The 15518-nt window shown below is 42.4% G+C and carries 17 protein-coding genes and 1 riboswitch; of the genes, 15 read left to right on the forward strand and 2 right to left on the reverse strand.

What is annotated here, in order from left to right; all coding sequences use genetic code 11:
• Positions 1–489: 489 nt before the first annotated feature.
• The 6 genes from AC3AQ9_RS18640 (at position 490) to AC3AQ9_RS18665 (ending at position 5026) form a co-directional block, all read left to right on the forward strand.
• Positions 490–1047, forward strand: a complete 558-nt coding sequence (locus tag AC3AQ9_RS18640; protein WP_488308992.1) for a hypothetical protein — start codon at positions 490–492, stop codon at positions 1045–1047.
• Between the two features lie 67 nt (positions 1048–1114).
• Positions 1115–1576: an NUDIX hydrolase gene (locus tag AC3AQ9_RS18645; RefSeq protein WP_488308993.1), complete on the forward strand. Its 462-nt coding sequence runs from the start codon at positions 1115–1117 to the stop codon at positions 1574–1576.
• A 152-nt stretch (positions 1577–1728) separates the two neighbouring features.
• Complete coding sequence (locus tag AC3AQ9_RS18650; protein WP_488308994.1) at positions 1729–2190, forward strand: SRPBCC family protein; 462 nt, start codon at positions 1729–1731, stop codon at positions 2188–2190.
• A gap of 117 nt (positions 2191–2307) precedes the next feature.
• Entirely contained in the window at positions 2308–3051 is a 744-nt protein-coding gene (locus AC3AQ9_RS18655) for a phosphatase PAP2 family protein (RefSeq protein ID WP_488308995.1), read from the forward strand.
• 102 nt (positions 3052–3153) lie between these two features.
• Positions 3154–3552, forward strand: coding sequence for an RDD family protein (locus AC3AQ9_RS18660; RefSeq protein ID WP_488308996.1), 399 nt, complete (start codon positions 3154–3156; stop codon positions 3550–3552).
• 367 nt (positions 3553–3919) lie between these two features.
• A riboswitch (purine riboswitch) is annotated at positions 3920–4022 on the forward strand.
• Positions 4023–4150: 128 nt separating this feature from the next.
• A complete protein-coding gene (locus AC3AQ9_RS18665; RefSeq protein ID WP_488308997.1) occupies positions 4151–5026 on the forward strand; it encodes a 5'-methylthioadenosine/S-adenosylhomocysteine nucleosidase in 876 nt (291 codons plus the stop codon).
• A gap of 74 nt (positions 5027–5100) precedes the next feature.
• On the opposite strand, the gene AC3AQ9_RS18670 is transcribed toward AC3AQ9_RS18665, so the two are convergent.
• Together AC3AQ9_RS18670 and AC3AQ9_RS18675 are read right to left on the reverse strand one after the other, a co-directional pair.
• Positions 5101–5322: a helix-hairpin-helix domain-containing protein gene (locus tag AC3AQ9_RS18670; protein ID WP_488308998.1), complete on the reverse strand. Its 222-nt coding sequence runs from the start codon at positions 5320–5322 to the stop codon at positions 5101–5103.
• Positions 5323–5402: 80 nt separating this feature from the next.
• Positions 5403–6314, reverse strand: a complete 912-nt coding sequence (locus tag AC3AQ9_RS18675) for a DMT family transporter (RefSeq protein WP_488308999.1) — start codon at positions 6312–6314, stop codon at positions 5403–5405.
• A 255-nt stretch (positions 6315–6569) separates the two neighbouring features.
• Here AC3AQ9_RS18675 and AC3AQ9_RS18680 point away from each other — a divergent pair, with 255 nt between their 5' ends.
• From AC3AQ9_RS18680 to AC3AQ9_RS18720, 9 genes are all read left to right on the forward strand, one after another.
• Entirely contained in the window at positions 6570–7019 is a 450-nt protein-coding gene (locus AC3AQ9_RS18680) for a putative immunity protein (RefSeq protein ID WP_488309000.1), read from the forward strand.
• Positions 7020–7252: 233 nt separating this feature from the next.
• Positions 7253–8113, forward strand: a complete 861-nt coding sequence (locus tag AC3AQ9_RS18685) for a PPK2 family polyphosphate kinase (protein WP_488309001.1) — start codon at positions 7253–7255, stop codon at positions 8111–8113.
• Between the two features lie 144 nt (positions 8114–8257).
• The gene (locus AC3AQ9_RS18690) at positions 8258–8590 is read left to right on the forward strand and encodes an ArsR/SmtB family transcription factor (RefSeq protein WP_488309002.1); all 333 of its coding nucleotides are present in this window, start codon (positions 8258–8260) and stop codon (positions 8588–8590) included.
• Between the two features lie 52 nt (positions 8591–8642).
• Positions 8643–9143, forward strand: coding sequence for an SRPBCC domain-containing protein (locus tag AC3AQ9_RS18695; RefSeq protein ID WP_488309003.1), 501 nt, complete (start codon positions 8643–8645; stop codon positions 9141–9143).
• Between the two features lie 360 nt (positions 9144–9503).
• Positions 9504–10304, forward strand: coding sequence for an SDR family NAD(P)-dependent oxidoreductase (locus AC3AQ9_RS18700; RefSeq protein ID WP_488309004.1), 801 nt, complete (start codon positions 9504–9506; stop codon positions 10302–10304).
• A 373-nt stretch (positions 10305–10677) separates the two neighbouring features.
• On the forward strand, positions 10678–12363 hold the full coding sequence (locus AC3AQ9_RS18705; protein WP_488309005.1) for an alpha-amylase family glycosyl hydrolase: 1686 nt from the start codon (positions 10678–10680) through the stop codon (positions 12361–12363).
• An 11-nt stretch (positions 12364–12374) separates the two neighbouring features.
• The gene (locus AC3AQ9_RS18710) at positions 12375–13667 is read left to right on the forward strand and encodes an ABC transporter substrate-binding protein (RefSeq protein WP_488309006.1); all 1293 of its coding nucleotides are present in this window, start codon (positions 12375–12377) and stop codon (positions 13665–13667) included.
• A 118-nt stretch (positions 13668–13785) separates the two neighbouring features.
• Positions 13786–14667, forward strand: a complete 882-nt coding sequence (locus tag AC3AQ9_RS18715; RefSeq protein ID WP_488309007.1) for a carbohydrate ABC transporter permease — start codon at positions 13786–13788, stop codon at positions 14665–14667.
• Positions 14660–15508 carry a carbohydrate ABC transporter permease gene (locus AC3AQ9_RS18720; RefSeq protein WP_488309071.1) on the forward strand — a complete coding sequence of 283 codons (849 nt, stop codon included), beginning with the start codon at positions 14660–14662 and terminating at the stop codon, positions 15506–15508. The genes AC3AQ9_RS18715 and AC3AQ9_RS18720 overlap by 8 nt, the downstream gene beginning before the upstream one ends.
• Positions 15509–15518: the final 10 nt, after the last annotated feature.

Below are 15518 nucleotides of genomic sequence, written 5' to 3' on the forward strand. Positions count from 1 at the left end.
GCCATGTAGCAGAACCCCAACGCCTCCTGGCCGGGAGGCTTATTTGGCGTTCTTAGTTATTTCCATTTCCGCTGTCCAAGCGAATGAAACCCTTCCGGACAGAAAAAATGACCGGAAGGGTTTCGGGGAAAGTCTTAAGTTGACAGCTATGGGCTGAGGCCGTGCCCACGGAAAGCGAAGTGGCCGGTCCGGTTGGGGTTTATACCGTCTTATTCATTTCAAGCACACTTTGTCTACAGTCTGAGGCCTTTCCTAGTGAAAGGCCTTTTCTATTTTCAAATGAATAGTAGCGACAGCCTGTTAATTAAACCGGAAGTGCCGAAAGCGTCTTTCTGAATAGCACCCTCCGTTATTGAGTGAGTTGCATCCTTGCAACTTAATAACGGCGTCTAACTATTGATTAAAACTTTCATGGTTTTTGCTGCTGCCATTATTCAGCCTCCAAATTGAAAACCGAACAAGATTAACAGAAACAAGGCGAGTAAAACGATGCTCATGAGTAACGTTAAGAGCGGTATGCGCTTCGCTTTCTTTTTCTCTTTAAGAATCCCTGCAATTCCGAACATTACTCCTAATGTAGCTAAAAAGGGGGTAAATTGTAAAATCACAGTCATCGCTGCTAGGAAGTTCACAAATATCATAAAAAATGCCAAAACTACTTCAAGTGAAAGCAGAATTAAAGCCGCAAAAGATAATTTACCCCACATGGTTACTGGCATGAAAACACCTCATCCTCTTTTGAATTTAAGTTGGTTGATAGGAAGAATATTTAGACTTCTGATTCACTGCTTGCTTCTCACATCTATTATAGCATGGTATTTTAAGGGAATTGAAACAGTCCTTCCGACCTTACAATATAAAGCTAAGGCCGCTGATTCTCCTGTCAAAACGTATGTCGAAACTAAAGCTAGTTGCCTTGAAATGTTGGTATATCGGCATTTGAAAACCGCAAATTCGGATATAAATTTTCGGTTCAAAGGCATGTTATTTCAAATTTTGTCCCGCACAATTGAACGGGTTATCGTTTCTCGAGATGGTGCTTTTTAATTTGAGCGGCAGCCGGGTTTTATTGAGTATAATATAACAAACGGATTTAATGAAAAGGAGTTTTTGAATGGGCTACGTTGAGGAATTAAGAGAATTAATCGGGCGCAGGCCGGTAATATTTACAGGTGCAGTGACGGTCATTACGGATGAAAAGGGACGGCTATTGCTGCAGGAGCGGAAGTTTCCGCATGGCACTTGGGGGCTGCCGGGAGGATTGATGGAACTGGGCGAATCAACAGAACAGGCTGCACGTCGCGAAGTGCTTGAAGAGACGGGATTGACGGTCAACGGACTGCACCTTATCAATGTCTATTCCGGCCCGGATCATTTTGTTGTTGCTGAAAACGGGGATGAGTTCTATCTCGTGACAATAGCATATTATTCGGAAGGCTATGAAGGGGAACTGGTCATTGAGGAATCGGAATCGGTGAGTTTTGAGTTCTTTTATCCAGCTGAATTGCCAGACAAGATGATTGGCAGCCACCGGATGATTCTGGAAGAGTTTTTGGAGAAGCATTATTCATGCTAAGACCGCTCGCAATAAAAAAATAGCCGCCGAAAATATTCTTTTGACTGGTGGTTTTTCTTTTACAATCCTTTGGAGTAGGATTACGATTTAATCAAACAACGAGAACCGTTATTGCCTTTTAACCGATGGATAATTGTGAGGAGGAAGAAGTTATGGTGACTGTTGAAAAAAGTATTATGATTGAGCGTCCCATCGATGAAGTGTATCAGTATGCAACCGATCCGACCCGTTGGTATCAGTGGTATGCGGGTTTGTCTGAACCACGGAATTTAAAAGGGCAAGGCGAAACGGGAACAACCATGGATTTGGACATCACCATCCTCGGAATGCAGCTGCCTATTATCGTAGCTGTTACAGAAAATTTGCGCAATGGCAATGGATATACATGGAAAGGCATGGTGAAAGGTTCAATCGATTCACTTCAAAGCTGGACTTATACGCCTGAAGGAAATGGAACTAGAGTCGACTTTTTTGAAGAATACGAAGTTCCGCATAGTTTATTGATGAAAGTGGCGGATAAGCTGATTATTAAAAAGCTGATGAATAATGCCATGGACCAATCATTGAAAAACTTGAAAGATATTTGTGAATCGTCAAAGACGACAGCATTATAAAAAAGCAGCTGCTCCTGCCAATAAATTTGAGGGGTGGCTGTTTCCTTTTTGGCGAATATGTCTTGCGGATAAGGGGTATATGTTTAACAGCTTAGGAATTAGGCGAGGGGCGATTAGATGATCAAAGAGAATACGAAAATCGGTGTCACCTTCTTGCTTCTGGGTCTTGGCCTTGGGATTGCGGCTCTGTTCCTTGTCATATTTACCGAATTGGCTGAAGACGTTATGGAAAATGAAATGAGAAGCTTCGATGGATCGATTATCGGATACTTTAAAGCAATCGATCATCCATTTTTAGATAGTGCGATGATTTTCATCACTGAGATGGGATCGGTGTGGTTTTTAACCACTTTGTCCGCAGTGACGGTTTTAGTGTTGTGGTTTAAGTATAGGGACAGATGGGGCATCCTTTTTTTTCTGGTGGCAGTTGGAATCGGTGGCTTATTGACCAAAATGCTCAAGCAGTTATACGAGAGGGGACGACCATCCATCAATCCTGAAATTGATGCTATCGGCTTCAGTTTCCCAAGCGGCCATTCCATGGGTTCACTTATTTTTTACGGATTTATCATGTATTTGGTAATACGCGGAAATGGAAGTGCACTCTTCAAGTGGATTTCCATCTTTTTAATGGCTATTTTAGTGTCATTAATTGGCATGAGCCGGGTTTACCTGGGGGCACACTTTCCGAGTGATGTGCTAGCCGGCTTTATAGCTGGCGCCATTTGGCTGATTTTGTGCCTGATTGCGCTTGAGTGGATTCAATGGCAAAGCAAAAGCGGCGTGCGTCCAGTACATGCAATTCGGGATATGCTTGTGTCCATACTGAAGGCAATTAAAAAGAGGTTTCCCGCAAAATAAATGATGGGAAAGCGAGAAGGTTCAGTCCACTCGCTTTTTTGTTGTAAAGGCCATTTGCTTCCTCTACTCTTAATGTAGAAGAAATCACAAAGGGGGAATTGGATGAAAGCTTTATCTAAGAAACGTTCTAAGGCAATGTTCATTGATTTTATCGCGGCAACGGCAGCGCTAGCTGTGCTGGAAGCAGCGGTACCGAAGAAAGTCAAAACCAATCCCGTGTATTCTTTAATAGTGCCGACGCTTGTTGTTTGGGGACTGGAGTATGGACAATTAGCCAAATCTGGACAAACACTCGGATACAAAGCACAGGGGCTGGTGCTGGAAAGTGAAGGCGGCCATAAACCAAGCGGTGAACAAATCGCTAAACGTTTTCTATATCGGGACTTCAAAAGTCCAATCGAGTTAATCAAAAATCGCAAAGGATTTGAAAGGCTGGAAGGTGCAAGGTTGCCGCACGATGTCTATGCTCATACAGTTGTTAGGGAACAACAATCAATTTAAATGCTGAACAGCTCTGCCGCTGGTTTTGAGAGTTATCAAAATCAGCGGTATTTTTTTATCAAAGAAAAATCGGCTGTTCCGTAGCAGGTTGATGCTGTCAGTTGTGCAAGAGTACTCGGTGTCTTCACGTATGGTACAAAACTAATGGTAGTACAGTTTTTCGATTTGACGGAATAGAATGTTGCTGGAAATTTTCGAGGAGTATAATCGGCAGTAAGCAATTAGAAGTAATGAGACAGGGGATTTGAAATAATGAAAGGAAAAAGCGGGATTAAAGAGTCAAAGACGAACGATAAATGGTCTATTAGTTACAAATGTTCGTTTATAGGTTGACGGCATTTCATCTCATTGCTATATTAACCAAGTACAAAAAATACATAATGATTCTCGTATATGCTCGGTAATATGGTCCGGGCGTTTCTACCAAGTTCCCAAAAATGAACTGGACTACGGGTTAAAGTAGTAGGCTTTCTTCGGTTTTGCCATGCCAATAATACTTTAACTTCAAAGGTCCGGAGGTAGCATACATGCTATCTGTTCTGGCCCTTTTTCTGTTGGTCCAGGCACGAGAGTAATTGACAATTAGGAGGAAGACAGCATGAAAAAAGTGAAAGTACATCAGATTTTGATCTTGGCAATGGCCGTATTGCTAATTCTTGCAGGATGCAGTTCAACTGCCGAGACAAAAGCGGAAGAAAAGCCGCAGCGGCCTATTCTAATCCAAGGACCAATGCCGATTGAAGCGGAAAAATTTGCGGAACGGCTTGAAAACGTGAAAGTTGAGGAATCCGGTTCAACCTTTGAGTTTTATATCGGTACAGTGGAAGGTTATCCAGTAATTGTAACGAAGACAGGCAAAGGTTTCGCAAACACTGGTGCCGCTACGGCCCTGGCAATCGAAAAATACAATCCAGCTGCAATCATCAATCAAGGGACATCAGGCGGACACGATCCGGCATTAAACGTCTTTGATATTGTCCTCGGCGAGCGTTCTGTAAATATAGGGGCTTTGAAAACGGGTGAATTGGCTGAAGGCGAAGGCATTGAGCCGACGGAATGGAAACCCATGGATTTGATGGCTTCAGAAGGCAGTGCAGGAGAAGATCCAGATGCTGAAAATATCCGTTATTATGAAGGTGACAAAGAACTATTGGCTGCGGCCAATGCAGTGAAAGATACGTATTCAAAAGGAAAAGTTGTAGAAGGTACAATCGGTTCTGCTGATTTTTGGAACAATGAAGTGGACCGCATCAACTGGATTCATGAGAAATATGGCACCTCTGTGGAAGAAATGGAAACAGCAGCAGCTGCCCAAATTTCTGCAGCATATGACATTCCGTTTCTTGGGATCCGGGTTTTATCGAACAACAAAACAAACGACGGTGCCTACAATCCGGATACGGCTGCAGCTAATCAGGATTATGTGTATGAAGTTGTTAAAGAGTACATATCGGTACTCACCACTGAGCAATAACCATATTAATGCATTGCAGGAAAATAAAACAAAAGCCTAGCAAAGGATTTGCATCCTTTGCTAGGCTTTTTCAATCAATGGTCTTTTGGAGAAAAGGAGAACCCTCTTTCAGCCAGTGCTTCACGAATAATGCCGACCGCTTTCGGGCCGACGCCGTGCAACTCCAAAATCTCTTTTTCCGAAACAGTGGTGAATTGCTCGAGGCGAGTATAACCGGCTAATATAAAGGCGCGTGTTGCAGGTTTCCCTATTCCATGCGGTAAGCTGTGTCCGGTGTTTGAATTTTTGTCTGCCATTCCTTAAGCCTCCATTAACTTTAATAACAGAAAACGAAAAGCGCATTCCTATCTTTGATTTGCATTTTATACTATGTGCTTCAGGAAGATTCAATTATGCGGTTTGAATGCCTTCGCTGGCTTTTTCTGCTTAAGACATTGACGATTAGCACACCGGCAATCGCAATGACTCCGCCGATTAGTGAAAGGGAAGTCGGCAGTTCATGCAGCCATATCCAGGCGACAAGTATCGCAATAGCCGGCTCCAGATAAATCATGCTGGTAACGGAACTGGCGTTGCTCAAAGACAACGCTGTAGACCAGGTTACATAAGCGATAGCTGCCGGAAAAATGCCGACGTACAAGGTCGATAAATGAGCTTCCAGAGAAGCATTTTGCAGCGTCGTGAAAATTCCCGGTGAAAAAATAAAGAATGGCAAAGTTCCGGCCCAAGTGAAATAAGCAGTTAACTCAATCGCTGTATAGCGGGTCAATAATTTCTTCTGGAAAACAAAAAATACGGACGTGGCAAAAGCCGCAATCAAAACGAGCAGCGCGCCAATATTGAGTGTCAGGGAAGCCCCGGCGGCTCCGAAGGCAATAAGCACAATCCCGATAAATCCGATGCCGAGACCTAGCCAGCCAAGCGGAGTCAAGCGTTCTTTTAAAAAAACCGCCGCAATCAAAGCCGTGAAAATAGGACCTGAACCGATGAGCATGCCGGCTGTGCCTGCTGAGATAGTCTCCATTCCAAACGTGACGCAAAGATGATAAACACTGATACCAATCCAGCCTAGTACTAGAATGCTGAGAAAATCGCCTTTCCGTGGCAGCCGGAATTTCGTTCCTGGCCACAAGGCATAGATGAGAAAGAGGGTTGAAGCAATCACAAAGCGTACGAGCACTAATTGACCGGCCTCATATCCTTCCTGCAGGCTGACACGAATGGCAGCAAAAGAAGAACCCCATATTAAAACTGTAAATAATGCCAAAGAAAAAGCTTTTGTATTCAAGAAAATTCCTCCATTGATCATTGAACGGCCATCTATCCATCTTTTTCATCTGCATAAGAAAAGCTGCCGAATATTAAAAAGCAATAGCCTTTATTATATTCTCAAACTGGCAAAATGTCTTTCTTTTCAAATCAGGATTTCCATACGAAAACGTCTTTAATCGAATTAGATATTTCAATAGTTCTATTTTTTTATTCGGTCTTTTCCTCTATACTTGAAAGGGAATTGGGAGTTAGCTAAAGGGGATGGGAACTGATGACACGAGAATTCACAGATACAGAGACAAAAAAATCCATCGATGAATTATTGAAGAAAACAAATCATCAAACTGCAGCATATTGGGCGTCGGATTGTGCTGAACATGTTCTATCCTATTATGAACAGCAGCGTCCGCAAGATGACCGGTTAAAAAAAGCCATTGAAGCGTCCAGGCAATGGGCTAGAGGGAAAATTCGGGTAGGCGATGCCCGGAAAGCAGCGTTCCCTGCACATGCGGCTGCGCGTGAAGCAGCCGGTGAAGCAGCAATAGCTGCCGCCCGGGCAGCGGGCCAAGCCGGATCTACTCCTCATATGATTGGCCATGCTATTCACGCTTCAACATATGCAGTCAAGGCCGTGGCATTTGAGACGGATTTTGATGAATCGGCTGTCGCGGAAGAACGGAACTGGCAATATGAACGCCTGAAAGAATTGATACGGCTTTAACATAGAACTAAAAAGAACGGCAACTTTTTGAATCAATCAAAAGGTTGCCGTTCTTTTTGATCGGTCATTTAATATTCAAAACCGATCAAACTTATCGTGTTCGAAACAGTTTGTGGCTCTGCAAGGCGGGTACTTTAAAAAAGAATGGCACAATGTAATCATGCTTTTATTAAGGCCAGCGACCCTTTGTAAGATAGATTTATCCCCCAAGAATAAAACGAAGGAGGAAAACTATGGATACGACTAAGTATTTAATGAAACAGGATGAGAAAGTGGAATTTTCGAATTACAATACCCGGGAAAGAGAAATCCCTTCAGAAGATGAGCTGCGGGAGCAATTGATTCCTGAAAGCTTGGAGAAATTGAAAGAGTTGTATACAAAGCTGCGTGCAGAAGAGGAAAAAGGCATCGTCGTTGTTTTGCAGGCAATGGATGCGGCAGGGAAAGACGAAGCCATCAGTTATATCTTTTCTAATCTATCAGCACAGGGCTTAAAAACGACTTCATTCAAGAAGCCTACGGAAGAGGAACTGAAACACGATTACCTTTGGAGGTTTCATAAGGGCTTGCCGGAAAGGGGACAAATCGGCATATTCAACCGCTCCTATTATGAAGAAGTCATTGCCCCAAGAGTCCACGATTTACTGGAGGAAACGCCGCTTCCGAACGAATTGATCCATGAAAATATTTGGGAAGTCCGCTATCGCCAAATTAATGACTTCGAGAGATACTTAGTGGAAAACGGTTTTCCCGTTGTGAAATTTTTCTTTAATATGTCGAAGGAAGAACAGAAAGAAAGGCTGCTTGAACGGATGAAAAACCCGGATAAAAACTGGGAATTCTCGTTTAACGATGTAAAAGAGCGGCAGCATTGGGAAGGCTATCAGAACATCTTTGAAGATATCATCAACCATACTTCTACTGATTATGCGCCATGGTATGTGTTGCCGGCGGATAACGAATGGTATTCACGTTATATCATTTCAGAAGTGATGGTTGAATTGCTTGAAAAAATCAATCCTCAATATCCGGCAATTTCTGGTGATGAAAAGAAGAAGCTGGAAGAAGCGATAGCTATGCTGGAAAAAGAATAAATGCGGAACGTAACCGCCTGAGCCTTTTTAGATATGGCGTATAGCGGTTTCTTTCATGGATAAACGTCTTAAAATAATAAAATAGACTGAATAATAAATATATATACCTTTACAGGAATATTCCTACGGAGGTATAATTGAGTTATGAAAACACTATTGCATTCATTAGCAGAACCAAACCGCTGGAACATCGTTGAACTATTGAAACAAGGCCCGCTTACTGTCGGAGAAATTGCTGAAAAACTTGAACTTCGGCAGCCGCAGGCATCAAAACACTTGCGCGTGCTTAGCGAGGCCGGCATCGTGATTGTCCATCCGATTGCAAACCGGCGTGTCTACCAATTAAATCCGAAGCCATTTCAGGAATTGCAGGAATGGACGGATACGTATCGCCATCTTTGGGAAGAACGCTTTGATCGATTGGATGATTATTTAAAAGAAGTCCAGAAAAAAGGAGAGGAGGAAGAAAAACAGTAATTGCCGGGAACTGAAGCCAAAGAGATCAAGCAAATCACAAGGAGGAATTCCAATGTCAGTCAATAAAGGATCAAATGAGGCCTTTACGAGAGTGGAAGGACTGGAAATGGTGATGGAACGATTTTTCATGGCCCCGCGAGACCTTGTTTTTTCAATGCATACTGATCCGGAACATATCAAAAATTGGTGGGGACCGGTCGGCTGGACAACGACTACTTATCAAATGGATGTTCGGCCAGGAGGAATCTGGCATTATTGTATGCGATCAGCAGGCGGAGAAGAAGCTTGGGGGAAAAGTATTTATCAGGAAGTGGAAAAACCCGAGCGGCTTGTCTATGAGGATATTTTCTCTGATGAAAATGGAAATAATGCTGAAGGTTTTCCAACCATGAAAATAACGGTTGAATTTGTAGAAGAAGGCAATGGAACCCGGATTATCAGCCGGACATTATTTGAATCCGAAGAAGATTTGAAACAAGTCATGGATATGGGCGTAGTGGAAGGCATGACGGAAACTTTTGACCGGCTTGAACAATATTTGAACCAGATGTAACCATAAAAGTAGGCATTACAGACAAAATAGCCGTTCTTGAATCTTCATTTCAAGAACAGCTGTTTTGTTTATTTTAAAGAAAAAGTAAATTGATAAGGATGGTCAGGACGATCGATAGAATAATTGAAATAAGAATGCTTCCCATACAGGACATACGCATATTGATCCCACCTTCTTTTGTATTAATGACTCTTTTCCTGATTTCCTTCAGCATTAAACAATTCTTCTCGCGGACACATTATTTTTTTATTGCGTTTTGTTTTTTCGCTTATCATTCTGGTGCATCATGTTTGATGAACTCAACAGAAAGGGAAAAGATGAACATTCATCGCCTAAAACGAAGCGAACGGAGGAATGTTCATGTCTATTTTTTCGAGTGATGCACTAAAACATAAACATGTTTTAATTACAGGTGCCAGTGGAGGCATCGGCTACGAAACTGCAAAAGTCCTAACCGGTATGGGCGCCCGGCTGACCATTACAGGAAGAAACGAAGAAAAGCTAACTGAGTTGAAACAGCAGCTGATTCCAGTTTCGGGGGAAGGAAATATCTTCGTTAAAACGGCTGACCTTACGGATCCAAAAGAACGGGAAGAACTTGTGGCAAGCGCTGAAAAGGCTCTAGGATTTATTAATGGACTTGTAAATTCCGCTGGCATTGGCGGGGGCGGCGTAGTGGAAGAGCTGGATGAAGAAACGGTCGAAAGAGTCATGAATGTAAATTTCAAATCCACTCTTTTTTTAACTCAACTGGTTTATCACAGGATGCTGGAGAAAAAAGAAGGAGATATCGTGAACTTGTCTTCGCTGTCAGGTCTTCGCGGTGCGCATGGCAACACTGCCTATGCCGCCAGTAAATTTGCAGTCATCGGATGGACGCAATCGATGGCATTGGAAGCGATTGAGCACAATATCCGAGTCAACGCAGTTTGCCCCGGATATGTGGATACGGAAATGGCTTGGAGCAGCATCAGGAAGAAAGCGGAAAAGAAAGGAATCTCTTTTGAGGAAGGGCTGAAGGAGGCAGCTGCAGCCATTCCGTCAGGACGCATTTCGACAACAGAAGAAGTGGCGAATATGATCGCTTTCTTGCTCACGGACGCTTCCCGCAATATTGTAGGCGAAGCATTGAAAATTTCAGGCGGTAACTTTATGAGATAATAAACAGCCATGGATTATTGTTAGTAGATGACCGCGAAATAATAGCCAGTGAATGGGGCAGCTTCTTGGATTTGGATATGGAGAAGAGACTGCTCCTTTGCTGTTTTTTACGAGTAAAAATAGCAATGAATTTTAATGGGCAATATTACGAATGCGTGCTCTCAGACTTATGCCTCTTTCAGCTATAGGAAGAATTCCTCTTAATTTTTTTAGCAACCACTTAAAATTTCACAGAAAATTCTAATAATCAAATTGACATAAAGTGCTATCTATTATATGTTTTAACCAAAAGCATCATTGAAAAGGAATTGAATATAAAGTTAATGAAAGCATTACTTTTGTTGGCAGAAGTACTTCAGAATTGGGGGTACCCATGGAACGAATAAAAGAAAGGCTTTTTTCTATCTACAAAAATCAGAATATTGAAATTGTTTATTTTCAAATAATGAATTCCATCCAAAAGACAAGACAGGAGCCTTTAAGAACCAGAAAGCAATCCTGGAATGAAAAAGACATAGTCTTGATTACGTATGGGGACCAATTTAAAGAACCGCATCAGCCGACTTTGAAGACCTTAAAGAAGGTTTATGATCATTATTTTGCAACTGCATTTGAAATCGTCCACATTCTTCCGTTTTATCCGTATTCTTCAGACGATGGGTTTTCTGTCATTGACTATAAAAAAGTGAATCCCGAAATGGGCGACTGGGAAGATATCAGGAACCTTTCCGCATCTGCCAGGCTCATGTTCGACATAGTATGCAACCATGTATCTGCTGAAAGCGAATGGTTCCAGGAATATTTGAAGGGAAATCCTGCCTTCCGGAATTATTTTATAGAAGTGGATCCGACTGTGGATTTAAGTAAAGTGACACGTCCTAGGACGCATCCGCTATTGACCCGATTCACTTTGCCGACAGAGGAAGAAAAACACATCTGGACAACATTCAGCGAAGACCAGATTGACTTGAATTTTGCCAATCCTGCTGTACTTGCAGAGATGATCGATGTCCTGCTTTTTTATATAGAGCAGGGCGCCGAATATATCCGGTTGGACGCCATCGGTTTTATCTGGAAAGAGATAGGCACTGCGAGCCTTCATCATGAAAAGGCACATGAGATTATAAAGCTGTTCAGGGAAGTAGTGGACGAAGCGGCAAAAGGAACTTTGCTCATTACAGAGACCAACGTACCTCATGAAGATAATATTTCCTATTTTGGAAACGGGCATGACGAGGCACATCTGGTCTATCAATTTCCTTTGCCGCCTTTGATTTTATACTCTATCCATTCTGGGGATACCAGCGCTTTAACAAATTGGGCAAAAAACCTTCCAGATCTGGGCGGTGAAACGGCTTTCTTCAACTTTTTGGCTTCTCATGATGGAATTGGCCTGAATCCGATTCGCGGAATCATTCATGAAAGTAAAATTATTGAGATGGCAGAGGAATTGAAAAAAGAAGGAGCCATGATTTCTTATAAGAAAAACGAAGCCGGTGAAGATATTCCCTATGAAATCAACGCCACTTATTTTGATGCATTGAATAAAAGAAACGACGAAGAAAAGCTCCGCATCCAACGGTTTTTAGTAGCGCATTCGATTTTACTCGGAATGCCCGGAATTCCTGCTATTTATATTCAAAGTATTTTAGGGTCAAGCAATGATTACGATGGAGTAGAAAAAACGGGCGCGCCCCGCTCGATCAATCGCCAAAAATACAGGATGGATGAAATAGAACAGCAACTTCGTCAAAGCGGAACAGTAAGAAATCAAGTCTTTCAAGAAATGGCTAGAATGATTGAAATACGAAAAGCCGAACCGTACTTCCATCCAAATGCCGGAATGGAAGTGCTGCATTGCGAAGGATCGGCTTTTGCATTTTACAGAATTGATGAAAACAATGAACGGATTCTGCTTCTGCACAATCTGGCAAATCAATCAGTCGTTTTGCCGGTAATTGGGCATTTCTGCAATATAATCACGCAACAAAATATGAAATTTGAAGAAGGAGTTGAATTGAAGCCTTATCAATTTTTCTGGTTAAAACCAATCGATTAGGAGGAGATAAAATGAATCGGAAATACTTATTGTTGTTCGTAATCTTACTGACAGGACTTTTAGCTGCCTGCGGCGGTGAAGAAACAGGAGAAACGGAAAGCGCTACGATTGAATTCATGCATTCATCAGTAGAGCAAGAGCGTTTAGCCGTCATTACTGATTTGATTGAAAGGTTCCAGAAGGAAAACCCGAATATTATCATTGAGCAAGTACCCGTTGAAGAAGATGCCTATAATACAAAAATTGTTACGCTAGCCAGCGCAGGACAACTGCCGGAAATTGTAGAAGTTGGGCAGGATTACGCAAAAGTTATGGATAAAGACCAGTTGATTGATCGGGAAGTCGTCCAATCTGTTATTGAAGAAGCGGGAGAAGATAGTTTCTATGAAGGGGCATTGAAATTGCTGGCCACTGAAGATGGTGACAGCTATACCGGTTTGCCTGTCAGCGGATGGGTCCAAGGAATTTGGTATAACAAGCAGATGCTTGAATCCAAAGGATTTGAAGAGCCTGAGAATTGGCAGGAAGTCATGGAAATAGCAGAAGCGTTCTCCGATGCGCCTAACAAGAAATATGGAATTGCCATACCGACTGTAGAAGGAGGATTCTCCGAGCAAGTCTTCTCGCAATTTGCCTTGTCAAACAACGCAAACGTGCTGAATGAAGACGGAGAATTGACATTGAATACACCTGAGATGAAAGAAGCTCTGCAATATTATAAAGACTTGTCTCAATATACAATGCCGGGTTCAAACGATACAACAGAAGTCAACGACGCCTTCATGAACGAATCGGTTCCAATGGCGATTTACTCTACTTATATTCTTCCAGGAATTTTTGAACAAGGAAAAGCGGAAAATATCGGATTCGCTATTCCGGAAAATGAAACGAAAGCAGTTTATGGCTCCGCTTCGGCATTAACTGTCACTTCAGGCTTGGAAGATGCACAAAAAGAAGCAGCACAAAAATTCTTAACTTTCATGGCGCAGCCGGAAAATATGACGGACTGGGTGTTGATGTCGCCAGGGGGAGCACAGCCGGTCAGCGATTTGGTCACCGAAAATGAAAAATACCAAGCGAACGAAGTAGTGAATTCGTTTGGCGACCTTTCAACTGAAATCGCTTCTTCTTTCAATGACATTCAGATTTTCGGATTGGTTGATGGCAAGAACTTTTTGAAAATGGGGGATATTACAAGCTCGGGAGAGATTCCGAAAATGGTGAATGGCGTAACCGTTGGCGGTCAAAATGTTGACGACACGATTACAGCAGCAGAAACTTCATTAGAAGGCATTTTGAAATAAAGAAAGACAGGGGGAGGCCTTTAGGCCATCCCCTCCTTATTGTAGCCTCAAAATCAGAGGCTCAGTTTTAATAGACTTGCCACGGATGATTTTGACGGCACCGGAAGAGGGGGAAACTATGAAAAGAAAAGCCAAAAGAAAAACAGACACGAAGCTTGCGGCTATACTGCTCTTTCCGAGTATATTTTTGATTTTATTGCTGGTCGCTTATCCGATGCTTTCTAATATTCAAATCAGTTTTTTTGAGCAGTCCATCAATCCGAATCTGGATCCCACTTTTATCGGTTTTGAAAACTACAAACAAATCCTGACAGATGGAGTTTTTTTGAGATCGCTTGGCATCACTTTTTTATACACGTTTCTTACAGTAGTAGGCAGTACGGTAGTGGGATTAGCTGTTGCCATTTTCTTTAACCGGCCATTTAAATTCCGGAAGATATCCCGTTCGTTGATTATTGCATCCTATGTAGCTCCTTCAATTTCTCTTGTCTTTGCCTGGAAGTATATGTTCAACAATAACTATGGAATTATAAATTATTTAACCGTGGATGTTCTCCGTCTAGTCGATCAGGCGCCACTTTGGTTTGACCGGCCGACCAGCAGCTTTGTGCTGGTGGTGATCTTTGCTATTTGGAGGTATTTCCCGTACGCATTCATTTCATTTTTAGCTATTTTGCAGACCATCGACAACACCTTGTACGAAGCAGCAGAAATAGACGGAGCTTCAGCATGGGAAAAGTTTAAAGTTGTGACGCTGCCTGCCATTATGCCGGTTTTGGTCATTGTCGTCACGCTTAGGGCTATCTGGATGTTCTACATGTTTGAAGACGTCTACCTGTTGACTAACCAAGTCAATACACTTGGCATCTATTTGTATGAAACGGCATTTGCATTTAATGATCTCGGGAAAGCTGCGTCAATTTCAGTTATTCTCTTTATCATTCTGTTCGTCGTCATTATTTTAATGAGAAAGCGGGTGAATGCTGATGGCAATGGCTAGCAGCAAGCGGGATAAAGTGACAAGAAAAATCGGCTTTTACATCGGCTTGGCCATCGTTCTGGGCCTCTCTCTTTTTCCGTTTTTCATTATGCTGATGGTGTCTCTGAAAAGCTCGGCTGAAGCGATTGCACAAGTTCCCACATTGCTCCCGAAACAATGGACAATTGAACATTATCTTGATATCTTCAATCCTGTTCTTTTCCCGTACATCACATATTTCTATAATAGTTTAATCGTGTCCCTGATTGTGGCAGCGATATCCGTATTATTTTCCATTTTTGGCGCTTATGCCATGTCGAAGCTGAAATTCTTCGGACGCACGACTATTAATTCCAGCTTTTATGTCGTTTATATGTTTTCGGGCCTTTTGCTGGTCGTTCCTTTGTTTAAAATCATTTCAAGCCTTGGCCTGTACAATACGAGAACGGCATTAGTCATTACGTTAATAGTTCAGACATTGCCTGCAGCCATCTATATGTTAAAAAGTTATTTTGACACGATTCCCGACGACCTGGAAGAAGCGGCGATGATTGACGGCTTAAACCGGGTGCAGATCATTTTTTACATCATCATTCCGTTATCCATTTCAGGCATCATTTCCGTTTTTGTCTATGCATTCATGATTGCCTGGAACGATTTCTTGTTCGCTTCCATTTTCTTATCAAGCTCAGAAAATTTTACACTTCCAATCGGGTTGAATGCCTTGTTCAGTACGCCGGATTACGTTTGGGGCAGAATGATGGCGGCTTCCATTGTTACGGCTTTGCCTGTTGTCATCATGTACGGGATCACCGAACGGTTCATTAAAGGCGGCGCAACTGAAGGCGGGGTTAAAGGTTAAAACATAAAAG

This window comes from Planococcus sp. VCh962 (assembly GCF_057748275.1).

Coding starts and splice junctions, on each gene's coding strand:
- AC3AQ9_RS18640 (WP_488308992.1), top strand. CDS start 490: ATGCTCATGAGTAACGTTAAGAGCGGTATGCGCTTCGCTTTCTTTTTC.
- AC3AQ9_RS18645 (WP_488308993.1), top strand. CDS start 1,115: ATGGGCTACGTTGAGGAATTAAGAGAATTAATCGGGCGCAGGCCGGTA.
- AC3AQ9_RS18650 (WP_488308994.1), top strand. CDS start 1,729: ATGGTGACTGTTGAAAAAAGTATTATGATTGAGCGTCCCATCGATGAA.
- AC3AQ9_RS18655 (WP_488308995.1), top strand. CDS start 2,308: ATGATCAAAGAGAATACGAAAATCGGTGTCACCTTCTTGCTTCTGGGT.
- AC3AQ9_RS18660 (WP_488308996.1), top strand. CDS start 3,154: ATGAAAGCTTTATCTAAGAAACGTTCTAAGGCAATGTTCATTGATTTT.
- AC3AQ9_RS18665 (WP_488308997.1), top strand. CDS start 4,151: ATGAAAAAAGTGAAAGTACATCAGATTTTGATCTTGGCAATGGCCGTA.
- AC3AQ9_RS18670 (WP_488308998.1), bottom strand. CDS start 5,322: ATGGCAGACAAAAATTCAAACACCGGACACAGCTTACCGCATGGAATA.
- AC3AQ9_RS18680 (WP_488309000.1), top strand. CDS start 6,570: ATGACACGAGAATTCACAGATACAGAGACAAAAAAATCCATCGATGAA.
- AC3AQ9_RS18685 (WP_488309001.1), top strand. CDS start 7,253: ATGGATACGACTAAGTATTTAATGAAACAGGATGAGAAAGTGGAATTT.
- AC3AQ9_RS18690 (WP_488309002.1), top strand. CDS start 8,258: ATGAAAACACTATTGCATTCATTAGCAGAACCAAACCGCTGGAACATC.
- AC3AQ9_RS18695 (WP_488309003.1), top strand. CDS start 8,643: ATGTCAGTCAATAAAGGATCAAATGAGGCCTTTACGAGAGTGGAAGGA.
- AC3AQ9_RS18700 (WP_488309004.1), top strand. CDS start 9,504: ATGTCTATTTTTTCGAGTGATGCACTAAAACATAAACATGTTTTAATT.
- AC3AQ9_RS18705 (WP_488309005.1), top strand. CDS start 10,678: ATGGAACGAATAAAAGAAAGGCTTTTTTCTATCTACAAAAATCAGAAT.
- AC3AQ9_RS18710 (WP_488309006.1), top strand. CDS start 12,375: ATGAATCGGAAATACTTATTGTTGTTCGTAATCTTACTGACAGGACTT.
- AC3AQ9_RS18715 (WP_488309007.1), top strand. CDS start 13,786: ATGAAAAGAAAAGCCAAAAGAAAAACAGACACGAAGCTTGCGGCTATA.
- AC3AQ9_RS18720 (WP_488309071.1), top strand. CDS start 14,660: ATGGCTAGCAGCAAGCGGGATAAAGTGACAAGAAAAATCGGCTTTTAC.